The sequence below is a fragment of the Paraburkholderia fynbosensis genome, assembly GCF_902859935.1.
Classification (GTDB): domain Bacteria; phylum Pseudomonadota; class Gammaproteobacteria; order Burkholderiales; family Burkholderiaceae; genus Paraburkholderia; species Paraburkholderia fynbosensis.
Genome location: NZ_CADIKI010000013.1, coordinates 99,290 through 120,001, shown reverse-complemented (window position 1 = coordinate 120,001; position 20,712 = coordinate 99,290). Strand labels below are relative to the sequence as shown.

The 20,712-nt window shown below is 59.9% G+C and carries 18 protein-coding genes and 1 riboswitch; of the genes, 12 read left to right on the top strand and 6 right to left on the bottom strand.

Going from position 1 to position 20,712, the window contains the following annotated elements; translation table 11 throughout:
- Positions 1-36 precede the first annotated feature (36 nt).
- Positions 37-1,326, top strand: coding sequence for an MFS transporter (locus HV770_RS21865; protein ID WP_175162885.1), 1,290 nt, complete (start codon positions 37-39; stop codon positions 1,324-1,326).
- 42 nt (positions 1,327-1,368) lie between these two features.
- Complete coding sequence (locus HV770_RS21860) at positions 1,369-1,557, top strand: NUDIX domain-containing protein (protein WP_175162730.1); 189 nt, start codon at positions 1,369-1,371, stop codon at positions 1,555-1,557.
- A gap of 333 nt (positions 1,558-1,890) precedes the next feature.
- Here the strand turns inward: HV770_RS21860 and HV770_RS21855 are convergent, their stop codons facing one another.
- Positions 1,891-3,351 carry an esterase-like activity of phytase family protein gene (locus HV770_RS21855; protein WP_175163053.1) on the bottom strand — a complete coding sequence of 487 codons (1,461 nt, stop codon included), beginning with the start codon at positions 3,349-3,351 and terminating at the stop codon, positions 1,891-1,893.
- Positions 3,352-3,612: 261 nt separating this feature from the next.
- Here HV770_RS21855 and HV770_RS21850 point away from each other — a divergent pair, with 261 nt between their 5' ends.
- The 5 genes from HV770_RS21850 (at position 3,613) to HV770_RS21830 (ending at position 10,707) form a co-directional block, all read left to right on the top strand.
- Positions 3,613-3,921, top strand: coding sequence for a hypothetical protein (locus tag HV770_RS21850; protein ID WP_425497462.1), 309 nt, complete (start codon positions 3,613-3,615; stop codon positions 3,919-3,921).
- A gap of 543 nt (positions 3,922-4,464) precedes the next feature.
- Positions 4,465-6,258, top strand: coding sequence for an alkaline phosphatase family protein (locus HV770_RS21845; protein WP_246291072.1), 1,794 nt, complete (start codon positions 4,465-4,467; stop codon positions 6,256-6,258).
- A gap of 153 nt (positions 6,259-6,411) precedes the next feature.
- Positions 6,412-7,536 carry a cytochrome c peroxidase gene (locus HV770_RS21840; protein WP_175162883.1) on the top strand — a complete coding sequence of 375 codons (1,125 nt, stop codon included), beginning with the start codon at positions 6,412-6,414 and terminating at the stop codon, positions 7,534-7,536.
- A gap of 113 nt (positions 7,537-7,649) precedes the next feature.
- On the top strand, positions 7,650-7,949 hold the full coding sequence (locus HV770_RS21835; protein WP_217468634.1) for a hypothetical protein: 300 nt from the start codon (positions 7,650-7,652) through the stop codon (positions 7,947-7,949).
- A gap of 385 nt (positions 7,950-8,334) precedes the next feature.
- Complete coding sequence (locus HV770_RS21830; RefSeq protein ID WP_175162878.1) at positions 8,335-10,707, top strand: filamentous hemagglutinin N-terminal domain-containing protein; 2,373 nt, start codon at positions 8,335-8,337, stop codon at positions 10,705-10,707.
- A 148-nt stretch (positions 10,708-10,855) separates the two neighbouring features.
- Here HV770_RS21830 and HV770_RS21825 read toward each other — a convergent pair whose 3' ends face one another.
- Positions 10,856-11,488, bottom strand: a complete 633-nt coding sequence (locus HV770_RS21825) for an FkbM family methyltransferase (protein ID WP_246291068.1) — start codon at positions 11,486-11,488, stop codon at positions 10,856-10,858.
- 505 nt (positions 11,489-11,993) lie between these two features.
- Here HV770_RS21825 and HV770_RS21820 point away from each other — a divergent pair.
- Both HV770_RS21820 and hpnH read left to right on the top strand, forming a co-directional pair.
- A complete protein-coding gene (locus HV770_RS21820) occupies positions 11,994-12,416 on the top strand; it encodes a DUF3224 domain-containing protein (protein ID WP_175162876.1) in 423 nt (140 codons plus the stop codon).
- A 403-nt stretch (positions 12,417-12,819) separates the two neighbouring features.
- Positions 12,820-14,373, top strand: a complete 1,554-nt coding sequence (gene hpnH, locus HV770_RS21815) for an adenosyl-hopene transferase HpnH (protein ID WP_217468633.1) — start codon at positions 12,820-12,822, stop codon at positions 14,371-14,373.
- Between the two features lie 120 nt (positions 14,374-14,493).
- Here hpnH and HV770_RS21805 read toward each other — a convergent pair whose 3' ends face one another.
- The 3 genes from HV770_RS21805 to HV770_RS21795 all read right to left on the bottom strand — a co-directional run bounded on the left by HV770_RS21805 (position 14,494) and on the right by HV770_RS21795 (position 15,674).
- Positions 14,494-14,706 carry a hypothetical protein gene (locus tag HV770_RS21805; protein ID WP_175162874.1) on the bottom strand — a complete coding sequence of 71 codons (213 nt, stop codon included), beginning with the start codon at positions 14,704-14,706 and terminating at the stop codon, positions 14,494-14,496.
- A gap of 90 nt (positions 14,707-14,796) precedes the next feature.
- Positions 14,797-15,204 carry an MAPEG family protein gene (locus HV770_RS21800; protein ID WP_121323591.1) on the bottom strand — a complete coding sequence of 136 codons (408 nt, stop codon included), beginning with the start codon at positions 15,202-15,204 and terminating at the stop codon, positions 14,797-14,799.
- A gap of 176 nt (positions 15,205-15,380) precedes the next feature.
- Entirely contained in the window at positions 15,381-15,674 is a 294-nt protein-coding gene (locus HV770_RS21795) for a hypothetical protein (RefSeq protein WP_121323590.1), read from the bottom strand.
- Between the two features lie 107 nt (positions 15,675-15,781).
- Here HV770_RS21795 and HV770_RS21790 point away from each other — a divergent pair, with 107 nt between their 5' ends.
- Positions 15,782-16,747, top strand: coding sequence for a GlxA family transcriptional regulator (locus HV770_RS21790; RefSeq protein WP_175162873.1), 966 nt, complete (start codon positions 15,782-15,784; stop codon positions 16,745-16,747).
- 104 nt (positions 16,748-16,851) lie between these two features.
- A complete protein-coding gene (locus tag HV770_RS21785) occupies positions 16,852-17,367 on the top strand; it encodes a class I SAM-dependent methyltransferase (RefSeq protein ID WP_175162871.1) in 516 nt (171 codons plus the stop codon).
- A 153-nt stretch (positions 17,368-17,520) separates the two neighbouring features.
- Here HV770_RS21785 and HV770_RS21780 read toward each other — a convergent pair whose 3' ends face one another.
- Positions 17,521-18,693 carry a trypsin-like serine peptidase gene (locus tag HV770_RS21780; protein WP_246291066.1) on the bottom strand — a complete coding sequence of 391 codons (1,173 nt, stop codon included), beginning with the start codon at positions 18,691-18,693 and terminating at the stop codon, positions 17,521-17,523.
- Between the two features lie 782 nt (positions 18,694-19,475).
- A riboswitch (guanidine-I (ykkC/yxkD leader) is annotated at positions 19,476-19,575 on the top strand.
- A 58-nt stretch (positions 19,576-19,633) separates the two neighbouring features.
- Between HV770_RS21780 and HV770_RS21775 the strand changes: the two genes are divergently transcribed.
- Positions 19,634-20,704 carry a putative urea ABC transporter substrate-binding protein gene (locus HV770_RS21775; protein ID WP_175162869.1) on the top strand — a complete coding sequence of 357 codons (1,071 nt, stop codon included), beginning with the start codon at positions 19,634-19,636 and terminating at the stop codon, positions 20,702-20,704.
- The last annotated feature ends 8 nt before the right edge of the window (positions 20,705-20,712 follow it).

Below are 20,712 nucleotides of genomic sequence, written 5' to 3'. Positions count from 1 at the left end.
TATCGCGGCCCTTTATACCAACGTTGGGGACACACGATGAAAATGATAGGAACCCAATCCGTCGCCGATCAAACGGCAGCCGGACGATACCGATGGACGATCTGCGCGCTCATCTTCTTTGCGACGACGATCAATTATATGGATCGTCAGATGCTCGGGTTGCTCGCGCCGCTGCTGCAAAAAGACATTGGCTGGACGCAGGTCCAGTACGCGCAAACCGTGATGGTGTTCACGGTCGCCTATGCAGTGGGTCTCGCCACGTTCGGCCGGATCGCGGACAAGATCAGCACCAAGGTGGTCTACGGCAGTGCGATGGCGATGTGGAGCCTCGCCGCGATGCTGCACGCGGCGGCGGCGAGCGTCCCCGGTTTCGCGGCCGTGCGCGGTTTGCTTGGGTTCGGCGAGGCGGCCAATTTCCCGGTCGCTATCCGTACCACGGCCACATGGTTCCCGAAGAAGGAGCGCGCGTTGGCCACGGGCTTCTGGAACATGGGCGCCACCATCGGCGGGATCGTGGCACCTGCCTTCGTCCCGATCGCCGCCGTCACGTGGGGTTGGCGCGCGACGTTCATTGCGGGTGGGGCGGCAGGTTTCGTGTGGCTGGCGGTGTGGCTGCTGGTGTACCGTCCTCCGGCGGAGCATGCGTCGGTATCGAAGGCCGAGCTGGATTACATCAATTCGGACCGCGACGAAAGCGTCGAGCAACCCGTGAGCTGGCTTTCGGTGCTGAAGTACCGCGAAACGTGGGCGTTCGTCTTTGGCAAGCTGCTGACCGATCCGGTGTGGTGGTTCTATCTGTTCTGGCTGCCGAAATGGCTCAATGAATCGCGGCATATCGACATCAGCAATATGGGCCTGCCCTTGATCGCCATTTACACGATGGCGTCCGTCGGCAGTGTGGCGGGCGGGTGGCTGTCGTCGCGGCTGATGCAGCGTGCCCACAAACCCAATATTGCGCGCAAGGTTGCGATGGGTATCTGCGCGGTGTGCGTGTTGCCGATTGCCACGCTTTCGCATTTTCAGAGCCTCTGGTACGCGGTTTTCGCTGTGGGTTTGGCCGCGGCGGCTCACCAGGGGTGGTCGGCGAATCTGGTCACGACCGTTGGCGACGTGTTTCCGCGCCGGATGGTGGGCACGGTGGTCGGTATCGGCGGCGTGGCAGGGATGATCGGCTCGTTCTTCTTCTCGGGCGTCATCGGTGAGACGTTGCAGCGCACCGGTCAGTATTGGGCGCTCTTCGCTGTGGGGGCATCGGCTTATCTGGTGGCGCTTGGCATCATTCATGTGTTGATGCCACGTATGACGCCTGTGAAGTTGCGCGATTGACGGGTTATAGCGGATTGAAGTCTTTTTGAAAGAGCAGGCGCTTTGTTCCTGAACGACAACGACGAATGCCTCTTCATCCAGAGCGCCAATACCGGACATCGAGACGGGCAATACTCGCTGGTGGCCGGCCACCTTGAACCGGGCCAATCCATCGAGGCGTGCGCGATCCGCGAATCGAGTGAAGAAGCGGGCGTCACGATTGCACGGGGACGCTCGACTTCTCGCTGGTGATGATGCGCGATTCGGAACAGAACCGCATCAGTTTTTTCTATCATGCCTGGCATGGCAAGGCATCCATGACCAACATGGAGCCGCGCAAATGCTCCGGCTTCGTATGGGCGAAACTGGACAACCCGCCTGCGCCCACAGTCGACTACGTGGCCAATGCCCTCGAACGCATTCGTGAAGGCGTCCAGCTGGCCGATTTCAGACCGCAGGCGCAGGCTCGCGCTTCTTTTGCTCATGCGACGGTTGAGCCCGTGCGCGCCATTGAAACTCAATCCGATCGAAGCCACGCGTCTTCCCGCATTTGCGCATGCGCACCGACCAGGCACAGACAACCACTCAGAACCCGAAAGGCCGATGTCCTGAGTGTCCATGCTCGTCCCGCTCATCTTTCAGGAAGCTGCATTCCCCGGCATGGCCAGAAAGCCGCTGAACGCCGGCGAACTGCTGAGGTACATAATCCGGCAGATCGTCCTTGTCCATCGCGAAGACAAAGAACTGGTTCGGATTCGCGATGCCGGCCGGATGATTCGAATCGGTGACATTGCCGAGAAAGTCATTGTCGTTCGCGATGAGGAACGTGTGCTTGCGCACGCCATTCATCACAATATCAGGGCCGAACGTCAGACTTTCGAGCTTCGCAGGAATGTCTTGCGCGCTGAAGCCGTGAACGTTCAGCGCGGCAACCACATCGAGAAAGAGCGACTTCGGCAGAGCATAAGGCGCGAGCCCCGATTCGCCGCTTGCCTGGCTGATGTCCTGCGCGCCATCCAGGTCGACGCGAAACACTTTCTTGAACGCCGCGGTCGAATCATCGCCAAGGCCTTTGCCATCGCGCTCATCCATCAGAAGCACGTGGTCGTTGACCGCCACGACGTCGCTGATGGTCGGATAGTTCGGCTTCGATGCAGTCCCGATGTTGGTCAGTGGATACGCAAACTGCTGGGTCTTGCCGGTACGCAGATCGATACGGATGATGCGGCTGAAGCCGCCTTTGGTACCGCCGTCCTGCAGCAGCGGGCTCTGCATCGCGCCGAACAATGTTTTGCCATCGGGCGAAATCGCCAGCCCTTCCATGCCCTTGTTGGCCACGCGTCCGGATGTGTTCGCACTGATTTCGGTGTTGCCCACCGAACTGAGCGTCGACACGGCGAACGAGTCAGGCAGCTTGATGACATCGATCCGACGTCCCGTGCGGCGATCGAAACGATAGATGTACGGACCGTATTCGTCGGAAATGAACACGCTCTGTCCGTCGTTGGTCACCCGGATGCTTTCGGGATCGAGGCGCGCATCGAGCGGGTTCGTCGACAGGTGCGTCGGGTCGAAATTGTCCGAGCGCCCCGTGAAGTAGTGCGTGTGGTTCTGGCGGTTCAAGCCGGGTGCACCGTCCGGCACGCCGGCCGCTGCGCCGTTGCCGTACACGAGCCGCTCGGCGGTGTGCAGGAGCGTCGTGTCGACCAGCTTCGGCGTGAGTGCGTAAGGCAGATCCGAACCTGATGGCGCAGCGACAAGCGACAGTTGGAACGTGTGGAAGCGGTTGATGTACGAGACCGTATCGTCGATCGCCGCGTTGTACGAAATTGCATTGGGGCCGCGATCAGGCAAAGCGACGAACGTGTTGCAGCCCGCGAAGCTCATGCCCGAGCCGATACCGCCGAGCAGATTGCCCGGCGCACCATTTTCGAGCGGCGCCGCCGTCTCGCGGGACAGGTCGGAGATCGTGCCGCTAATCTGACCTTTCGCGATTAGATCGACGGTGGCGTGAGCGTTCGACATCGCGAAGAGCGAGGCGATCATGGTGAGCACGAGCGGTCTGGATGTCAGCACGGATATCTCCTTCAATTGTTTCGAGAGAACATCGTCAGGTAGCCGTAAAAGCCGGCCTTCATGGGCTTACGAAGAGCCATCGAAAGTGTCGGTAATTTTCGTGTCATGAGGGTGAAACCGAATCGGCCTCTGTCGTGGGCATGCGTGTTTCAGAACCGTGCCGTTCAAACAATTTTTCCTTTTTTCTCGGCGTTTATATTGCATTGCAGCAATATGTGTATAGACTAGGTCATGAACGTCTACAGCCATGAGCTTTGCTTTGATATGACGGAGAGCGACATGCCGACTTTGCCGGCTTCGAATCGCCCAGCCGTCCCTGAATTGCACGTTTTCGAGCAGGAGGGAGGCTGGCATTGGGGTATCACCGTCCCGCGAGTGGCGGGAAGCGGTTTCAAACTGATTGCCTTCAGCGAAAGCTCCTTTTCGCTCGAAGCGGCCGCGCGCGCCGACGGGAGCCACGCGCTGGCGCATCTAGCAGATAAGGCACACGCAACGGACTTGCCGTTGACACCGCTCGTGACCGATTTTCAGCAGGAGTAAGCAGGTCTCGCCTGCCATTGATGGCGCTTCTTTGGGTGCATGAACACCGAGGTGCGGCTGCCGTTGTCTTCACTTTCCAACTGCTACCACTGATACGCGCAGGCGATCTGCACTAAATCGGCGCGTATGCCTCAAGCCCATCACCTTCCCGCGAACAAGATAGTCGATATAGCAGCCATCCGAATCTCCGTGCGGCGCGCTCGACGATCCATTTTCTGCAGCCCGACAACGTGCCAGCGATAGCGGCTGCGAATTCACGACGTCTGCTTCCAGCGTGCGCGAATCTCACCGCGTCGCCCCAACTCGGTTCATTACACTGACGTAACCGAACTTTCATATAACTATCTTAAGCTCCTTCGCCGATGTAATAAATCCAACAATCGGGCGGGCCGGCGTAAAGACGCTGCCCGCCCGGCGTGCGACGGGAGCCCCCACGTGATTTTTTCGAAGAACAAGAACCTGACAGGTCGGAAGAGTGTGTTAGCCCTATTGGCCAGTATCGGCCTGGCGGTTGGTTTGAGCGCTTGTGGCGGGAACGATGACATGACCTCCCCGGACACGACTCCTCAGGTTTCCGGCCAGGTGCTCGGCAGCTACATCCAGAACGCCAAGCTCTGCCTCGACCTCAATGACAACGGCAAGTGCGACAGCGACGAGCCGTATACGGTGAGCGACGCCAAGGGCAAATTCTCCATCGGCGACAAGAACAACGGCAACTGGAAGAATGTGGTCGCCGATTTGACCAACGCCCGGGAAAACGATGCCAATGGCAAAGACATGGGCACCAAGTTCGGTTCCGGCGCGTTCTTCCTCGCGCCCAAGGGCGCGACCGGCACGGTGAGCGCCATCACCACGCAATTGGCTCAACTGGTGACGGGCGGCGCGGCGCTGAGCGACGCGAAGAACACGCTGGCAGCCAAATACGGCGGTGTGTCAGCCGACAAGCTGCTGGGCGACTTCAACAGCGACAGCAGCCTTGCCAGCGTGAAGGCGGCCAGCGACGACTACATCAAGACGGTGGTCGGTTCGAAGGCTGTGCGTCACGTCTTCGTGATCACGCTCGAGAACAAGAACTACGATGAATCCTTCGGCACGGGTTCGGCTACTAGCGGCCAGGACCCGTACCTAAAGTCGCTCGCTCCACAAGGCGCGCTGCTGACCAACTATTACGGCACCGGCCACGTCAGCCTGGACAACTACATCTCGATGATGAGCGGCCAGCCTTCGACGGTCGATACCGAGACCGACTGCTTCAGCGTATGGTCCGACATCGTCGACGCAGGCAACGACAGCAGCAATCCAAAGGTCCTCAAGGCCGGTACGGATGCGAACGGTCACGCCGGCGGCGGATGCGTGTATCCGGCCCGCGTCAAGACGCTCGCCAACCAGCTCGATAACGCCAAGTTCACCTGGAAGGGTTACATGGGCGATATGGGCAATGACCTGAACCGCGACGGCACGAAGTCGTGCAGCTTCCCGACCCGCACCGCGAAGCTGGCAGGCTCGGATCCGGCGAAGGCGGTCGACGGTACGCAATCCGCCCAGGCGGGCTCCGCGTCCGGCGACGTCAAGGGCGACGCCTACGCGACTCGCCACAACCCGTTCGTGTACTTCCACTCGATCATCGACGACATCAACTATTGCGACCAGCACGTCGTGAATCTCGACGACAACCTGGAAAACGATCTGAAGTCGATCGATACCACGCCGAACTTCGTGTACATCACGCCGAACCTGTGCGATGACGGTCACGACGGTGACGGCACGGGTGCGGCAGGCAAGGGTTGCAAGAGCGGTGCGCCCGGCGGCCTGACGTCGATCGACGCCTTCCTGAAGAAGTGGGTTCCGATTATCCAGGCTTCGGCGGCTTACAAGCAGGACGGTCTGATCATCATCAACTTCGACGAATCGAATGCGGCCAGCTCGCCCATGACCACGTCGTTCAACGCCAGCTACTCGCAGATGAATCTCACGATCAATCTGCCGGGCGCTTCGTGCTGCACGCAACAAACTGGTCCGAACGTCAAGCGTCCTGAAGATCAGGTCATGTCCACGCTGCCGATCGCCTATGCGTCGACGCTGGGTATCAACACCGCGCTGCTTCCGTCGACCGTTCAGTTTATCCAGATCGGCATGCACTACGACGGGGTTGGCGGTGACCGCACGGGCGCAGTGCTGCTGTCGCCGTTCATCAAGGCGGGCACCACTTCCGATACGGGTTACAACCACTATTCGCTGCTCAAGAGCCTGGAAAACCGTTTCGGTATTCCTGAGTATCTGGGTTATGCGGACGATGCGAACCTCGCGACTTTCGGTTCCGACATCTTCAACCAATAAACATAGATGCTTTTTCTCTGTACTAAAGGGACCGTCCGGGGGGCGGCCCTTTTTTTAATTTCAAGTCTCTTCCTGACGGCATGCGGCCGTCAGGAAGAAGCCTTCGGCGCCCCCGCCGTCACTACGGTTTCCGCGGCGCCATCCAACAAGGATATGGCCGAGATCGGCAAGCTGGCCTTTTTCGATCCGTCGCTGTCGGCTTCCGGCAAACAGTCGTGCGCGAGCTGTCACAGCCCCTCGAATGCCTACGGTCCGCCCAACGGCCTCGCCGTGCAACTGGGCGGCATCGATATGACGCACGCCGGCACACGCGCGACGCCTTCGTTACGCTATCTGCGCCGGGTGCCGATCTGGACGCATACGTACGCGAGCAGCTTCAAGGAACGTCTCGAGGACGGCGACAACATGCCGTCTGGCGGTTACACCTGGGACGGGCGCTTCGACAGCCCGGCCGCCCAGGCCGCCTTCCCGCTGTTGAACCCCAACGAGATGGCCAATACGGATGCCGCCGACGTTACGGCTAAATTGAGCAGGAGTGCTTATGCCGCGCGGTTTAGCGCAGTGTTCGGCCGGGATATCTTCTCGCGCCCGGCCGATGCGCTCGCCGCATTGGGCAAGGCGCTCGAGCGCTTCCAGTTCGACGATCCCAGCTTCCAGCCGTTCGACAGCAAGTTCGACAAGGTACTGGACGGTAAAGCGCAGTTCAGCACTCAGGAAGCGCGTGGCTTTGCGCTTTTCAATGACCCTGATCGCGGTAACTGCGCATCCTGCCACCTGGTCGAAAAGGGCGCTGCCGGTGCGCACCCGACGTTCACCGACTACAACTTTCAGACGCTAGGCGTGCCGCGCAATCCGGAGATCCCGGCGAACTCGGATCCGAAGTACTACGACATGGGACTGTGCGGCCCGATCCGGACCGACAAGACCGACACCGACTGGTATTGCGGTATGTTCAGGACCCCTACGCTGCGCAACGTCGCGACGCGCCGGGCGTTCTTTCACAACGGCCGCTTCCATACGCTGGAAGACTCCTTGCGCTTCTATGTGCAACGGGACACCAATCCGCAAAAGTGGTATCCGCATGCGGGCGGCAAGCAGCAGTTTGACGACCTGCCAGTGAAGTACCAGAGGAACGTCGACCATCTCAATGCGCCGATGACGAATCACAAGGGCGGCAAGCCGGTTTGGTCGGAAGGCGATATTCGTGACGTAATCGCATTTCTCAAGACCTTGAACGATAGCGATGCGCAGATGGTGCGGAGTACCGCGACGCATTGACTGAAGAAGCTTGATGCCCGGGACGGAGGCCGGCCGCCGCGGGACCGTTGTGGTTCTGGCAGTCGGCGCCCGCCATGTTTCTTGATGAGCCGCCTGGAAAATCAGGCGGTTTCATGTACGTGCAGAGCACGGCACGTCTGCGCGACGCTGATGGTCAAACCGGCATTTCCGTGCAGCTCAGTTTCCGCGACGGTCTGCGTTTGTCGACGACGATCACCGACAAGACGCAGTTGCTCGAGTTCGGATACGACTTCAAGCGAAGCAACAACGATCTGAAATTCGGCGGCTTTCAGGTTTTCAATTCAAACACGCACATCCACCAATTGCTGGTGCTTTGCGTCATCGGCAAGCCGACCGACGCGGGGATGTCGCACGCCTTCGACGCTCGTCGCAAGTCCCGGCGCAGTGGATAGCGGCAACAACGACGCGGCATTCAACGCGGCGCGGCAGGGCGCGACGGGGGCGTGACCGTTCCCAGCGTTGCTGCCATGAGCTTTAAATAAAGGAAGCCTCGGAGTGTGCGTTACCGCACAGTAAACAAGCGTTCAAGGAAGCAACCTCCAGCTCTTGAAAATGCGCAACCGGCGGCAGCGGCCAAAGGCGGTCGAACGCTTCGACGTGCCTCGCAAAACGGCCGGCCGGCTCTTGGGGCCGCTTGTGTTTGGTCTCAATACGTCTAGGTTTAGACGCATCTCGACATCGCCGCGTGATACTTTTCATACACGGGCGCACGCGGTCGGTCCCGGTTAGCCTCGCATATGTTGGCCCATCATTTGCACTTACGCAGAAAGGTGATTTATGAGCCATGCTGCCAGATCGGTGCGCGTCGAGCGCGCAACCCGCCGCCGTCGCCCGATCCAAAATACGTGGCTCGTTATAGGCCTCTCGCTGACAGGGCTTTTCGCCGGCCAGTCGAGCTTCGCGGCGGGCGTCCTGCCACAAGGCGGCCATTATGTCGCCGGCTCGGGAAGCATCGCTCAGCATGGTGCGAACCTGAGCATCACGCAAACTGACCCGCGGGGCATCATCGAGTGGAACAGCTTTTCGATCGGAGCGGGCCAGAAGGTGTCGATCGACAACGGCACGGGCGCCACACTCAATCGCGTGACCGGTAAAGATCTCTCCGCAATCTATGGCTCCCTGACGGGCACTGGCAGCATCTATCTGGTCAATCCGAATGGCGTGCTCATCGGACCACGCGGCGTGGTGTCGACGGGCACGCGCTTCGTCGCTTCGACACTGGATGTCTCCAACAGCGATTTTCTCAATCCCCCTGCATACGTTGGAGCGTTGTACACAGGCAGTTCCACGGCGAATGTGGTCAATCTCGGCAAGATCGGCTCGTCGGGCGGGGACGTGTTTCTCATATCGGCCAACCAGGTCATGAACGCAGGGAAAATCGATGCGCCGAACGGCAATGCCGAACTTGCCGTGGGGCGTACCGTGTCGTTATTGGATGGCAAGTATCAGCAAGTCTTCGTGAGGATAGGAAGCGGCGGCACAGTGACGAACACAGGCACCGTGCAGGCGGCGCTGATCAACCTGCAGGCGGCCGACGGCAATATCTTCGCGCTCGCGGGCCGTTCGGCCGCGCTGCGGGCCACCGGCACCGCGACGCGCGACGGCCACGTGTGGCTCGTCGCGAGCACGTTCGATCAGGCCGGCAACCGCGTCACCGGCAATGTCGATGCGAGCGGGGCGCGCATCGGTGCGCGCAATGCGGACGGCAGCGGCGGCACCGTTGATATGTCCGCCGGGAGCGTCAAGGTCGGTGGCGCAGACGTTCGGGCGAAGGCGTGGAATATCACCAGCGGCGATTTCACCGCCGATGCCAGCACGACCAGCACGTTCGCCGCAAGTCTGAGCCGTGGCGCATCCATCACCGTGGAAGCGATCGGCGCCGACGGCAAATATGGTGCGAACGGCGAGGGCGACATCGCGGTCGAGTCGAGCGTGCGCTGGCATGGGCCAGCGTCACTGACGCTCAATGCCGCGCACTCGCTGACTATCGCACCGCATGCGGACATCGCCAATACGGGCACTGGCTCTCTGAACCTGTCCGCCGATACCCACGGATTTGACAACGGCGGCAGCGTGGTCAATCTCGGCATGATCGACTGGTCACGTAGTGCGGGCATCGTCGTGGCGCTTTACGACAGGAACGGCAGCTACACGCGTGGCGATGTCCGCACCAACACATCCTGGAGTCCGGCGCCGTTCAGCGGGCTCGTCACGCAGTTCACGGCTTATCAGCTTGTCAACTCCATGGCAGACCTGATCGCGGTGAATAACAACCTCGCTGGCAATTACGCATTGGGCGGCGGAGGGCTGGGATTCGCGGCTGCGCCGACTTTCAGCGGCATCGGCACCGCAGCGAACCCGTTCACCGGGCAGTTCGACGGCATGGGGCATCTCCCTGGGGATTTGACTCTTGCGGCCGATACCGGATTCTTTGGCGCAATCGGCAAAACCGGCGTCGTGCGAAATTTCACGCTCGCGGATAGCACGGCAACCTCCTCGGGAGCACCGGTCGGACTGCTAGCCGGGATTAACTGGGGGTACATGGTCAATGTCGGCGCAACAGGCACCATCAATTCCATCGGCAACACAAGCACGGCGGTCGGCGGGCTAGTCGGCGAAAACTTTGGACGCATCGAGCAGTCGTCGGCTGGTGTGAGCATCCATGGCGCGGGTCAGATAGGCGGGCTCGTCGGCGTCAACGATGGTTCCATCGACAAGTCTTATACGCTCGGCTCGGTGACAGCCGGTGCGCAAAGCACAGTCGGCGGCCTCGTCGGTACGAACAACGGCGCGATCTCCCGATCGTATGCGTGGGAACGTCTGAGCGGCGGCGCGACGACCGTCGGAGGACTGGTTGGCAGCAATACCGGCTCCATCGGCGAGTCGTATGCCTGGGCGCATCTCCCGGTGGGCGGGAACTCGACGACGGGCGGCATCGCGGGCACGAACAGCGGCTCGATTGCCGCGAACGTGTTCTGGAACAGCGAGACGTCAGGAGCGCAGGCGGGCGTCGGCTCGGGCACGGCGGTGGCCGCCTCGAGCGGACTCACGGAAGCACAATTCAGAGACCCGGCGAGCTTCGGCCCGACGTGGGATTTCAGCGCGAACGGTACGTGGCTGGCCGGTTTGTTGCCAACGCTGCGCCGCTAGGCCTGCCATCGCGAAACCGATTCTCCGCTAGCAGCAGGCACACTCAAGATTCGGGACTCTCCTGCACGAATCGACGGCTGCCTTTCAACGCAGCCGGATGATCGACTGCTGGTCAGCGAAGCGTACTAATGGCCGACGACACTTGGCGTCAAATCACTGGCCGGATCGTATTGGAAATCGAAAAAACGTTCTCGCCGGCGTATACGAAATCACGCTGCATTTCGACATGCCACTTCAGGAAGTTCCGACTGTTCGATTTCCGTGGAAGCATCCAGTCATGCAGTTCAATGATCACCAGCGGAAATCTGTTTAACTCCTCGGAGTGACGTGAAAAGAGGTCCGACTCTGCGCCCTCGATGTCAATCTTCAGGATGAATGGCGTTCCGCTCGATTTCGCTATCACCTGTTCCAGCGTCATCGCTTCAACGGCGTACGAGTGATCGGTGGGCTGCTCACCCGTACGATATCCGCAGGCGCCTCGTCCCGGATCGTCCAGATAAAGCGTACCGCTGGTCGCTGCAATGGCGGCGTTCAGCGGCACTACAGATGGGAAGGCGCTCGAGTTACTCTTGAGGAGTTCGTAGTTCGATACGTCCGGCTCAATTGCCAGAATCTTTGCTTTCGGATACGTGAGCGCAAACCAAACCGCACTGGCCCCGATGTTGGCCCCGGCGTCGACGATGATCGGATCCGCACAGGCGCGATAAAAGTCGGCTATCTCCTGCGCCCGGCTAAGTTGATCCGTTGCATAGACTCGTCGAAAAAAAATCTGCTTGCACACCGTTCGGTCCGGTATTGAAGGCCGGAAATTGAAGCGCCTTCCGCCAGGAAGCCTCAACCCGTGCAGACCGTATCAAGCGGCTCCCCAAGCATCGGGAGACCGGTTTTTGGGTCGCAGCAATCGCACGAGCCCTGGGGGCAACATGTCCTTCAGGGTGGACCTTACTAGCTCGTGCATATTGGTTCTCCGCGTGATCGTTTCGCTGGTCGGGACCGCAGTTGCATTGACGGGAATCTGCCGATCCTAAAAAAGGCACGCACCCTTGGTAGGGCAGTCTATGGATTTGTGCAACTCACCTCGGGCCTTTCCCTATTTCCGGCATACGCGCCAAACTTGCTTGGTTCAAAGTCCAAGGCGTGGCAGACGACGCGGGATCGGTGACGAGCAGCGTGTCGTGAAAGCCGCTTCCCCGGAGCAAGGGCCGTTACTATCTGTGGGAGCATGTTTTTGTTAGCGACGTGAGAGCAGCCTCGTCGATCGTCGCAATTTTCTTGTGGGAGGTCCCGTGAGCACTGCTCAATCAGACAAACATTCGTTTGTTGCCACCGGCGAATTTGACGTGAAAATCGCGCCACCCCATATGATCGCCGTTCCGGCGAACGCCTCAGCCATAGGCCGCCATGCTCTCGAGAAAGCGTACCGCGGCGGTTTAAACGGCCGGGCACAGGGGGAAATGCTGAGCGCCGGGCAGCCGCAACAGGGTGAGGCAACTTACGTCGCGCTCGAATCTTTTGACGGTACGCTGGACGGTAAAACTGGCGGATTCGCGCTAGCCCACCTCGGAGAAATGGACGCGGGAGGCGAGGAGTTGCGTATCGGCATCGTGCCGGGCTCCGGAACCGGTGAGTTAGCCGGAATTCGGGGCCAATTGCTCATCCGCCGCGAAGCCGGCAAGCATTACTATACGTTGACATACTGGAGAGCCTAGGGAATCCGCGGCGGAGGCAGGGCAGTCGCAAGAAGTCCCCGTGATGGCCTGACGAATGACGCCTCCTGGCCCGACCTGTGTCTGAAGCGGCAGACTCCGTTCGACCCAGATGCGACGGTTGCAACCGTCTGATGCCGGCCATTTAACGCCGCGGTACCGCCGGTCGCGTTTTGGGTGTCAGATGCGCGTCGCAAGCCGTCTGCGGCAGCTTTCGACCCTCCTGCGCAGTTTGTGCGATCATTGCGCGCAAAGTCGGACGCATCCTGGCCGATCCTGGCACTGACCGCGCGCACGCGGTCGGCACGGGTTGGCACATGATCGCTCTCGAATCAAACATTTAGCTTTTACTGGACACAGTGCGGGTCGTCCGCCGAGTAACCGGTTATCGAGGAGTATTTGCAGCATGGGAGTGCCAATTTCGCAGGCGTGGACGGTCGCCACCTACGTTCTGAAACAGAAGCTGATGCGGCGAAGCCGTTATCCGCTCGTCCTCATGCTTGAGCCGCTCATGCGCTGCAATCTGGCATGTGCGGGGTGCGGGAAAATTCAGTATCCGGCGCACGTGCTGAAGTCGCAACTCACGCCTGAGCAGTGCTTCCAGGCGGTAGAGGAGTGCGGCACGCCGATGGTCGCGATTCCGGGCGGTGAGCCGCTTCTGCATCCTCAGATGCCGGAGATCGTGGCCGGCCTCGTCGCGCGCAAGAAGTACGTCTATATGTGCACGAACGCCTTGCTGCTTGCCAAGAACCTGCACCTCTTCAAGCCCAGCAAGTATCTGTCCTTCTCCGTTCACGTGGACGGCCAGCGCGAGCATCACGATTTTGCGGTGTGCCGTGAAGGCGGCTACGACATCGCGATGGAAGGCGTGCGGGCCGCGGTCGCGGCGGGTTTCCGCGTCACCACCAACACGACGCTGTTCGACGGCGCGGACCCGAACAGCGTTCGCCTGCACTTCGACGAAATGATGGAAGCGGGCGTCGAAAGCATGATGGTGTCCCCTGGCTATACGTACGACAAGGCGCCCGACCAGAAGCACTTTCTTGGTCGCGCGCGTTCGAAGAAACTGTTCCGCTCGATCCTGTCGAACCGGAAGAAGAGCTGGCGCTTCAACGCGTCGCCGATCTTCATGGAATTCCTGATGGGCAAGAAGGACCTCACCTGCACGCCGTGGGGCATGCCTACGTACAGCATCTTCGGTTGGCAAAAGCCGTGCTATCTGCTCCAGGATGGCTACGCTGACAGCTTCGACGAACTGATGGAAAGCGTGAAGTGGTCCGAGTACGGCACCGAAAGCGGCAATCCGAAGTGCGCAAACTGCATGGTGCACTCGGGTTACGAGGCGAGCGGCGTGAATTACACCTTTGGCTCGTTCAAGGGTCTGTTCCAGACGGTCAAAGCGATGCTGTTCGATCGCTATGAGGATCGCGAGGCCACCGAAATGCTCGCGGGATGGAAGAAGACGTCGAACGAAGTGCCGATGGTGTTCGTCCCCCTGGCACAGCGCGCAGAGGCTACGAAGGGCGAAGCGGCTCACGCCGCCGCGCCGGCGGCCGCAGTCGCTCCGGATCAGATGGAGACGGCCGCTGGTACGGTGCACGAGCATCTCGAGGGCTGGACGCCGGAACTGACGACCGAAGCGGCGGTTCGCGAGGCGATGGAAAAGGCCTTCGATTATCGTGGCGATGTCACGATCACCCGCAAGGATGGCTCGACTGTTGCGGGCTATCTGTACGACCGCCAATACGGCGCTGCCTTCAAGGATTGCTTCGTCCGGATCATTCCGACCGGCAAACAGACCAAGGACGTGATCCCGTACGCGGAGATCGGCGCCATCGCCTTCACCGGCAAGGATACGGCGGCCGGCAAGACCTTCGAAAACTGGGTCAAACGTTACTGGGAAAAGAAGGCCGCGGGCGAAAAGAACATCCAGATCGAGCCTGAGTGTCTGGATGAGTGAGAGTTGAGGGCGCCAGCCGGGATGCGCGGCTGATGCCCTTGCGGACCGGTCGCCAAATGGAAGCAGGCGGCGGTTGACCGCCGTCTTCAGCTTACTTGACACCGGTCCCGCTAATGGGTGTCAGCGGTTCGAGTTCAACCGTGGAATGACGGCTAATGGCCCGGTGAACAGGAACGGCAGAAACCGGGACCGGCTACCGCTGCGGGCTATTGCCAACCTTATCGGAAAGCGTCGCGCTCGAATGGGGAAGCCCTTCACCAGAAGGTTTTTCGCAGCGTCGCCGCCGGTCGAGCCGGTGGCGCCCGAGATGAGGATGGTGGGTTTCGCCGCCATTCGTTCGATATGCTTATCTTTGCGTCAGACCATGAGCGGCGCCAAGAGCACGAGGGTGGGCACGACGCGAATGGCCTGTGCAATAGTCAGTCAGATATGGCCGAGCACAGCGTCGGCAATCATCAGGGTCGAGCCGACGCCGGCCACGAACGCGAGCGTGCGGACGACCGGGATACCCGCGGTGTAGACGACGTAGTGGACGAGTCGCGCGATCAGATACGTCTTGGCTGCGAGGATCGTTGCCGGTGTGCTCGCGCCGATCAGGGCCAGGATGATCACGAGCGGTGCAAACACCGCCAGATTTTCAACCGCATTGGCGTGCGCGCGCCGCGCTCTCTGGGCCCAGGCCGGGTCGGGCGGGGCGGTCGGATCCGCTGGATCGGCGAGTGTCCGGACCGGTCCGCGCGTCAGAATTCTCGATGCCATGTAGGGGACCCACATCAGCACCGTCGCTGTGGCAACCAGCGTCAGGACATAGAGTTCCGGGGTGAGTTTCATGATCGAATACCTTCTATCGTTGCGAGAGTTCCTGTAGGGGCTCCGCGTCGACGCCGCCGATCATTGTTCTGGTGAGCTAACGACCGGTCGGAAAGGAACTTCCGCAGCAGGAATCTCGTTGTGACGCTATCAGGGGCGCTGCCGATGACCGGCGCCACCGACAGCGCTTGCGGCACTTACTTGCCCTGGATCAGCAGGCCCAGCGGAGCGAGCGGACCGACGTGCATCAACTCATACTTTGCATACCCGCCGGCCGTGAGCGGCAGCGCCTCGACAGCGTCGCGTGCCTCGTCGATCGATTCGGCGTTCATGAGGAAGATGACGCCCGGCGCATCCTGGCGAAACCAGAACTGCTCAATCTTGCCGTCAAGATAAAGCTTGAGCGTTGCCGGTACTTCGCTTGGCATGATCTGCATTTTTTGTTCGTCCGGGATCGGCTTCACGATTGTTGCAACGGCCAAAACCTTCATGGGAGTCTCCTAGGTGGGTTGATTGCGACATGCAACGGGATCAAGTCTAGTTGTCTGCCTTGATCGCTGGTACAGTCACAAACGCCAACTTTGTGGACATTTACGCCATGAGAATTTCTGTGCTCGCTCTTGATGGAGTGTTCGATACGGGCCTGTCTGTCACACTCGACGCGTTCCTGGTCGCCAATGCGCTTGCGACGCGGGCAATGGGCGGCACGCTGCGATTCGATGTATCTCTCGTCGGCGTGCGAAAGAGGGTGAAATCCACGCACGGACTCGTGGTGCCCGTGCAACCGATCACGGCGCAGCAGCAACCCGACTGGGTGATTGTGCCTGCGCTGGCCACGACGATGCCGGATGAACTGGTTGCTTCTCTGGAGCGGCCGGACGTGGTTCGGGCAAGGGCGCAACTGTTGGCATGGCATGCAGACGGCGTCCGCCTGGCGGCTTCCTGTATCGGGACGTTTCAGCTTGCGGAAGCGGGACTTCTGGATGGCCGGGAGGCCACGACCAACTGGGCCCTTGCGCCGTTTTTCCGGCAACGTTACCCAGATGTCCGGCTCGACGAATCCCGCATGCTGGTGCCGACGGACATCGGCGTGACGGCCGGCGCGGCAATGGGCCACCTCGATCTCGCCCTCTGGCTGATACGTACGGCCAGCCCCGAGTTGGCATCGATGGTTTCTCGTTACCTGCTCGCCGATATCCGTTCGTCGCAGGCCGCCTACATCATTCCCAATCACCTCGCGCAGGCCGATCCGCTGATTCAGCGCTTTGAACGATGGGCTCGCGAGAATCTGGCATCCGGATTCTCGCTGCAGAACGCGTCCAGTGCGTTGGCCACGAGCACACGCTCGTTGCAACGCCGCTGCCAGGAAGTACTCGGCAAATCTCCGCTCGCTTATTTCCAGGATCTGCGCGTGGAACATGCGCAGTCTTTGCTCCGCAGTGGCGGTCTTGACGTTGAAAGTATTGCTGCCCAGGTCGGGTATGACGATGGTGCGACGCTGCGCGCATTGCTGCGTCAACGGCTGGGCCGAGGTGTTCGCGAGATTCGTGCTGACCTGCTCTGACGGATGAAGAGGTTGCCGATTCTCGATCGCATCATGGATGACACAATGAATTGCGATTTTCCTGACGCAGCCAAGATGGCCGCTCTGGATGTGACGGCACCCGAGTGAATATCGCCTGTCACCAGAATCTAGGGAGAAGACGATGGAAATGGCCGGCGCTTAGCCTTCCGTTCGATGCCGATGCCTTCGATCTGGCATGGACGCAGCACGTTGCGATGAACATCGTTGATCGCGCTGCGTTCGACCGTGAAGCCGCCCGCGTACTGCGAACAGGCGGTCACCTCGCTGTTTTTGACGTCATCGCGGCATCCGGTGATCCATTGCATTTCCCGGTGCCGTGGGCGAAGGGGCCGGAAGCGAGCTTTCTCATGACGGAGGACCAGATGCATGGGGTGTTGACGGAACAGGGGTTCCGGTCGGTCTCGTGGATCAACACCACTCAGGCAGGCATAGACTGGTTCGCGCAGCGACAGAAGCAGCAGGTCCAACAGTCGGCACCGCCCGCGTTCGGACTGCATCTCGCGATGGGACCGGGCTTTGGTGAGATGACGGCCAATCTCGCGCGCAATCTGCGAGAGGGACGTGCAGCGCTCGTTCAGGCGATCTACGAAAGAGCTTGATCAAATTCTGCTGTGGTTCTCGTGCGATCGTCGGCTGTACGCGAAAGCATTTCCATGGAGTGAGCGATAGCCCGTGTGCGACCAAGGCACCCGAAGCCATGCTCGAAGATTGAAATGCCGGTCACCATTCGCGTGATCGGCCAGCCGGTGGCGCTAGCAGGCTTTCGGCGTGGCGCTGCATGCGCTATTAACGAGCGGTACGATATTGCCGCTGGTGAAGGGTGACGCGCCCTGTTGTTTGAGGGCGGTGTCGGCGGCGTACCCCCAACTTGTGACCCCCACCACTATGTTGCGCGTCGCAGCCTGGCCGAAAGCCGTGTCTTTAAGGACGGGCGCTATGCCAAGGTTGACGAGCCACGGGCCGCCGCTGGACCCTCCTGTCATCAAGGAACCGATAATCGTGTTGTTCGAGAAGCTTGACGCCGCATAACCTTGCGAGTCATTGCGTTGCATGAGATTGCCGCCATCCAGTGAAACTGGAAAGCCCAACTGGCTAATCAGTGCCTGCTTCGATGCATTGAAACCGTAGCCGTCCCAGCCGTAGCCGTACCAGCCTGTCCGGCTACCGACATACGTGCCGGACTGCGGGCGAAGCGTGAGCACTGCCACGTCGTCCTGGCAGACAATGCCGCTTAAGGTGCATGGGTCGGTTCCGGTGTAATAGGACGTTAGTACCGTCGCGACCGAGACAGTCCACACACCGTACGGCGCCGAACCGTTGTTATAGGCCGGGACATACACCCAGTTTGAGTAATACTGGCGGCGCCCAAAATCTGTCACGCAGTGTGCGGCAGTCACTACCACTCCCGGTTTGACCATGGAGGCGGAGCAGACGAAGGTAGATCCGTTGATATTGAAGAACAGCTTGCCGGTCGGCCGGAACGCATAAAAGGATTGCGTATTGTCGCCCTGCGCATTGACCCTGTTCGTGGTGAACGGCTGCCCGGACGTCCCGGATTCCTGCGGTGCGACTCCGTCTTGTGCTGCGACTCCGTTTTGTTGATTCAGATTCACAGGCGGGACCAGCTGGACGGGCGCCTGCCTGCCGTCTCCTTCACCGCCAGCCGCATGCCCCGGCGTTGTTTGAGGCAGGTTGGGGGCCTGCAACAGCGAGTCCGCGGACGGTGGCGGTGCAAGGCCCGCACTTGGAAGGGGCAAGGCCCGTGCATTGCCGAAATCGATGCCAGCCGGTGCGACCTGCGTCGCCTGATCTGGCGCGACGAATTGGGTGGTGGCTCCCTGCGACTTTACTTGCTGCGCGAAAGCGCAGGTCGAAATCGCCGAACCCGCCAGAGTGAGAAATAAAAACTTCGCAAAATGATTCACTTTAAACTCCTCAGTGATGATGAGTTAATCGGTAAAGCTGGTATAGGCAAAAAGGAATTCGGCGCGATCTCAGATCGGGTTGCCGTTTCACAGATTCCCGTTTCCCGATTGCGGGTCGCGCGCACGCCTATGGGCGACGACTAAAGTACGCGGACCCGGATTATCGGGCACGAGTATGCGGCGGCAAACGTTGGAATACCTTGTGAGTACGCAGCACTTTTGCCGGGATAAATCGTTGGCGGAAAATAGCTATTTTCGTCAAATTTATTCGATAGTATTATTACTCGATTAAGATTGGACTATGAAAAAATAAAATCAAGATTTTTATTCATGTATAAACATATAGAATAAATAGATAGACACGTAATCAACAGTCGCCGTTTCCGTACTACAGCTTTGACCACCTCGCCGACGACATTCGGCTCGTGTAAATCAGCGTTTTGAGTATTAGCGGCCGCAATGACGACAGGGGAGATCTTGATAATTGCCAATCCTGAATTCGGGCGCCTGAATTCAGGTCTGGCGACATTCACGTTATATCCGTTCAGCTAGAACAACGCACAAATCGTATTCGACCAGCCGATCGCGCCAATGTCGCCGGAGGTCCGCAAGCCAATGCACGAATAAGGTGCCAGTTCAGCACGCGAACGTGCACGCCGTCACTCGAGCGGGGCAGACACCCGCTGCGCCGCGCGGAAAATGCACTTGCCCCGTTTGGCACACTTCTCGCTTATCAGGAAGGGCAAGGAGCCGGCGCATCATCCGGTTCAATACACAATCTGGAAATGGACGGCTAGGGTTCCGGCCTGCTTCACGCAGGCGCTGGTCCGAGAGCTGTCGACCTCAGGCGAGGTTACACGGCGGGATAAAAGCCCGGGAGAGAACGCGATGTTTGCGCTGCTCCCTGCCGTCGCTAACTGTCCCTTCCGAGGTCAACCTCATGCGCAAGTTCGTTCGCTTTCTTGGCATCGCCGCCGTTTCTCTCTCCGTGTTCGCCTCCACCTCCGCATTGGCTGCGGGCCGTACCGACTTCAAGGTTTGCTGGACCATCTATGCGGGTTGGATGCCGTGGGGGCAGGCCAAAACCCAAGGCATCGTCTCGAAGTGGGCGAAGAAATACGGCATCAACGTAGATGTCGTGCAACTGAACGACTACGTCGAATCCATCAATCAGTACACCGCCGGCAAGTTCGACGGTTGCGCGATGACCAATATGGATGCGTTGACCATTCCTGCTTCGGGCGGCGTCGATTCGACGGCGCTGATCGTCAGCGACTATTCGAATGGTAACGACGGCGTGCTCATCAAGGGCAAGGGCAAGCAGGTCGCCGACCTGAAGGGTCAGCAGATCAATCTGGTTCAGTTCTCCGTCTCGCACTATCTGCTCGCACGCGCTCTCGAAAGCGCCCATATGAGTGAGCGCGACCTCAAAGTGGTCAACACGTCCGATGCCGACATCGCCGGCGCGTTCGCGACGCCCGCGGTCCATAACGCGGTGACTTGGAACCCGATGCTCGCCGACCTGAAGGCGCAGCCGAACGTCAGCGAAGTCTTCGACTCGAGCAAGATCCCCGGCGAGATCATGGACATGATGGTGGTCAACACCAAAACCCTGCACGACAACCCCGCACTCGGCAAAGCGCTGACGGGCGCATGGTTCGAAATGGTCGCACTGATGCACGCCAACAACGCCGACAGCGCGACCGCGCTCACTGCGATGGCCAAGGCATCGGGCACCGATCTCGCGGGCTTCAAGGGGCAACTGTCGACCACCGCGCTCTTCTACACGCCGAAAGCCGCACTCGATTTCGTCACCAGCCCCGACATGCCGAAGATCATGACGCGCGTCGCGAAATTCTCGTTCGATCACGGTCTGCTCGGACAGGATGCCAAAAGCGCGGACGAGGTCGGCATGGCGTTCGACAAGGGCGTCGTGATCGGCAACAAGAGCAACGTCAAGCTGCGTTTCGATCCGACCTACGTCGAAATGGCGGCAGCGGGCAAGCTCTGACGCAAACA

Bases quoted from the DNA above. Each gene is read 5' to 3' on its own strand.
- HV770_RS21795 (WP_121323590.1), bottom strand. From the start codon at position 15,674: ATGAAGGTTTTGGCCGTTGCAACAATCGTGAAGCCGATCCCGGACGAA.
- HV770_RS21835 (WP_217468634.1), top strand. From the start codon at position 7,650: ATGTACGTGCAGAGCACGGCACGTCTGCGCGACGCTGATGGTCAAACC.
- HV770_RS21840 (WP_175162883.1), top strand. From the start codon at position 6,412: ATGGCCGAGATCGGCAAGCTGGCCTTTTTCGATCCGTCGCTGTCGGCT.
- HV770_RS21790 (WP_175162873.1), top strand. From the start codon at position 15,782: ATGAGAATTTCTGTGCTCGCTCTTGATGGAGTGTTCGATACGGGCCTG.
- HV770_RS21800 (WP_121323591.1), bottom strand. From the start codon at position 15,204: ATGAAACTCACCCCGGAACTCTATGTCCTGACGCTGGTTGCCACAGCG.
- hpnH (WP_217468633.1), top strand. From the start codon at position 12,820: ATGGGAGTGCCAATTTCGCAGGCGTGGACGGTCGCCACCTACGTTCTG.
- HV770_RS21775 (WP_175162869.1), top strand. From the start codon at position 19,634: ATGCGCAAGTTCGTTCGCTTTCTTGGCATCGCCGCCGTTTCTCTCTCC.
- HV770_RS21805 (WP_175162874.1), bottom strand. From the start codon at position 14,706: ATGGCGGCGAAACCCACCATCCTCATCTCGGGCGCCACCGGCTCGACC.
- HV770_RS21845 (WP_246291072.1), top strand. From the start codon at position 4,465: ATGACCTCCCCGGACACGACTCCTCAGGTTTCCGGCCAGGTGCTCGGC.
- HV770_RS21850 (WP_425497462.1), top strand. From the start codon at position 3,613: ATGAACGTCTACAGCCATGAGCTTTGCTTTGATATGACGGAGAGCGAC.
- HV770_RS21855 (WP_175163053.1), bottom strand. From the start codon at position 3,351: ATGATCGCCTCGCTCTTCGCGATGTCGAACGCTCACGCCACCGTCGAT.
- HV770_RS21830 (WP_175162878.1), top strand. From the start codon at position 8,335: ATGAGCCATGCTGCCAGATCGGTGCGCGTCGAGCGCGCAACCCGCCGC.
- HV770_RS21865 (WP_175162885.1), top strand. From the start codon at position 37: ATGAAAATGATAGGAACCCAATCCGTCGCCGATCAAACGGCAGCCGGA.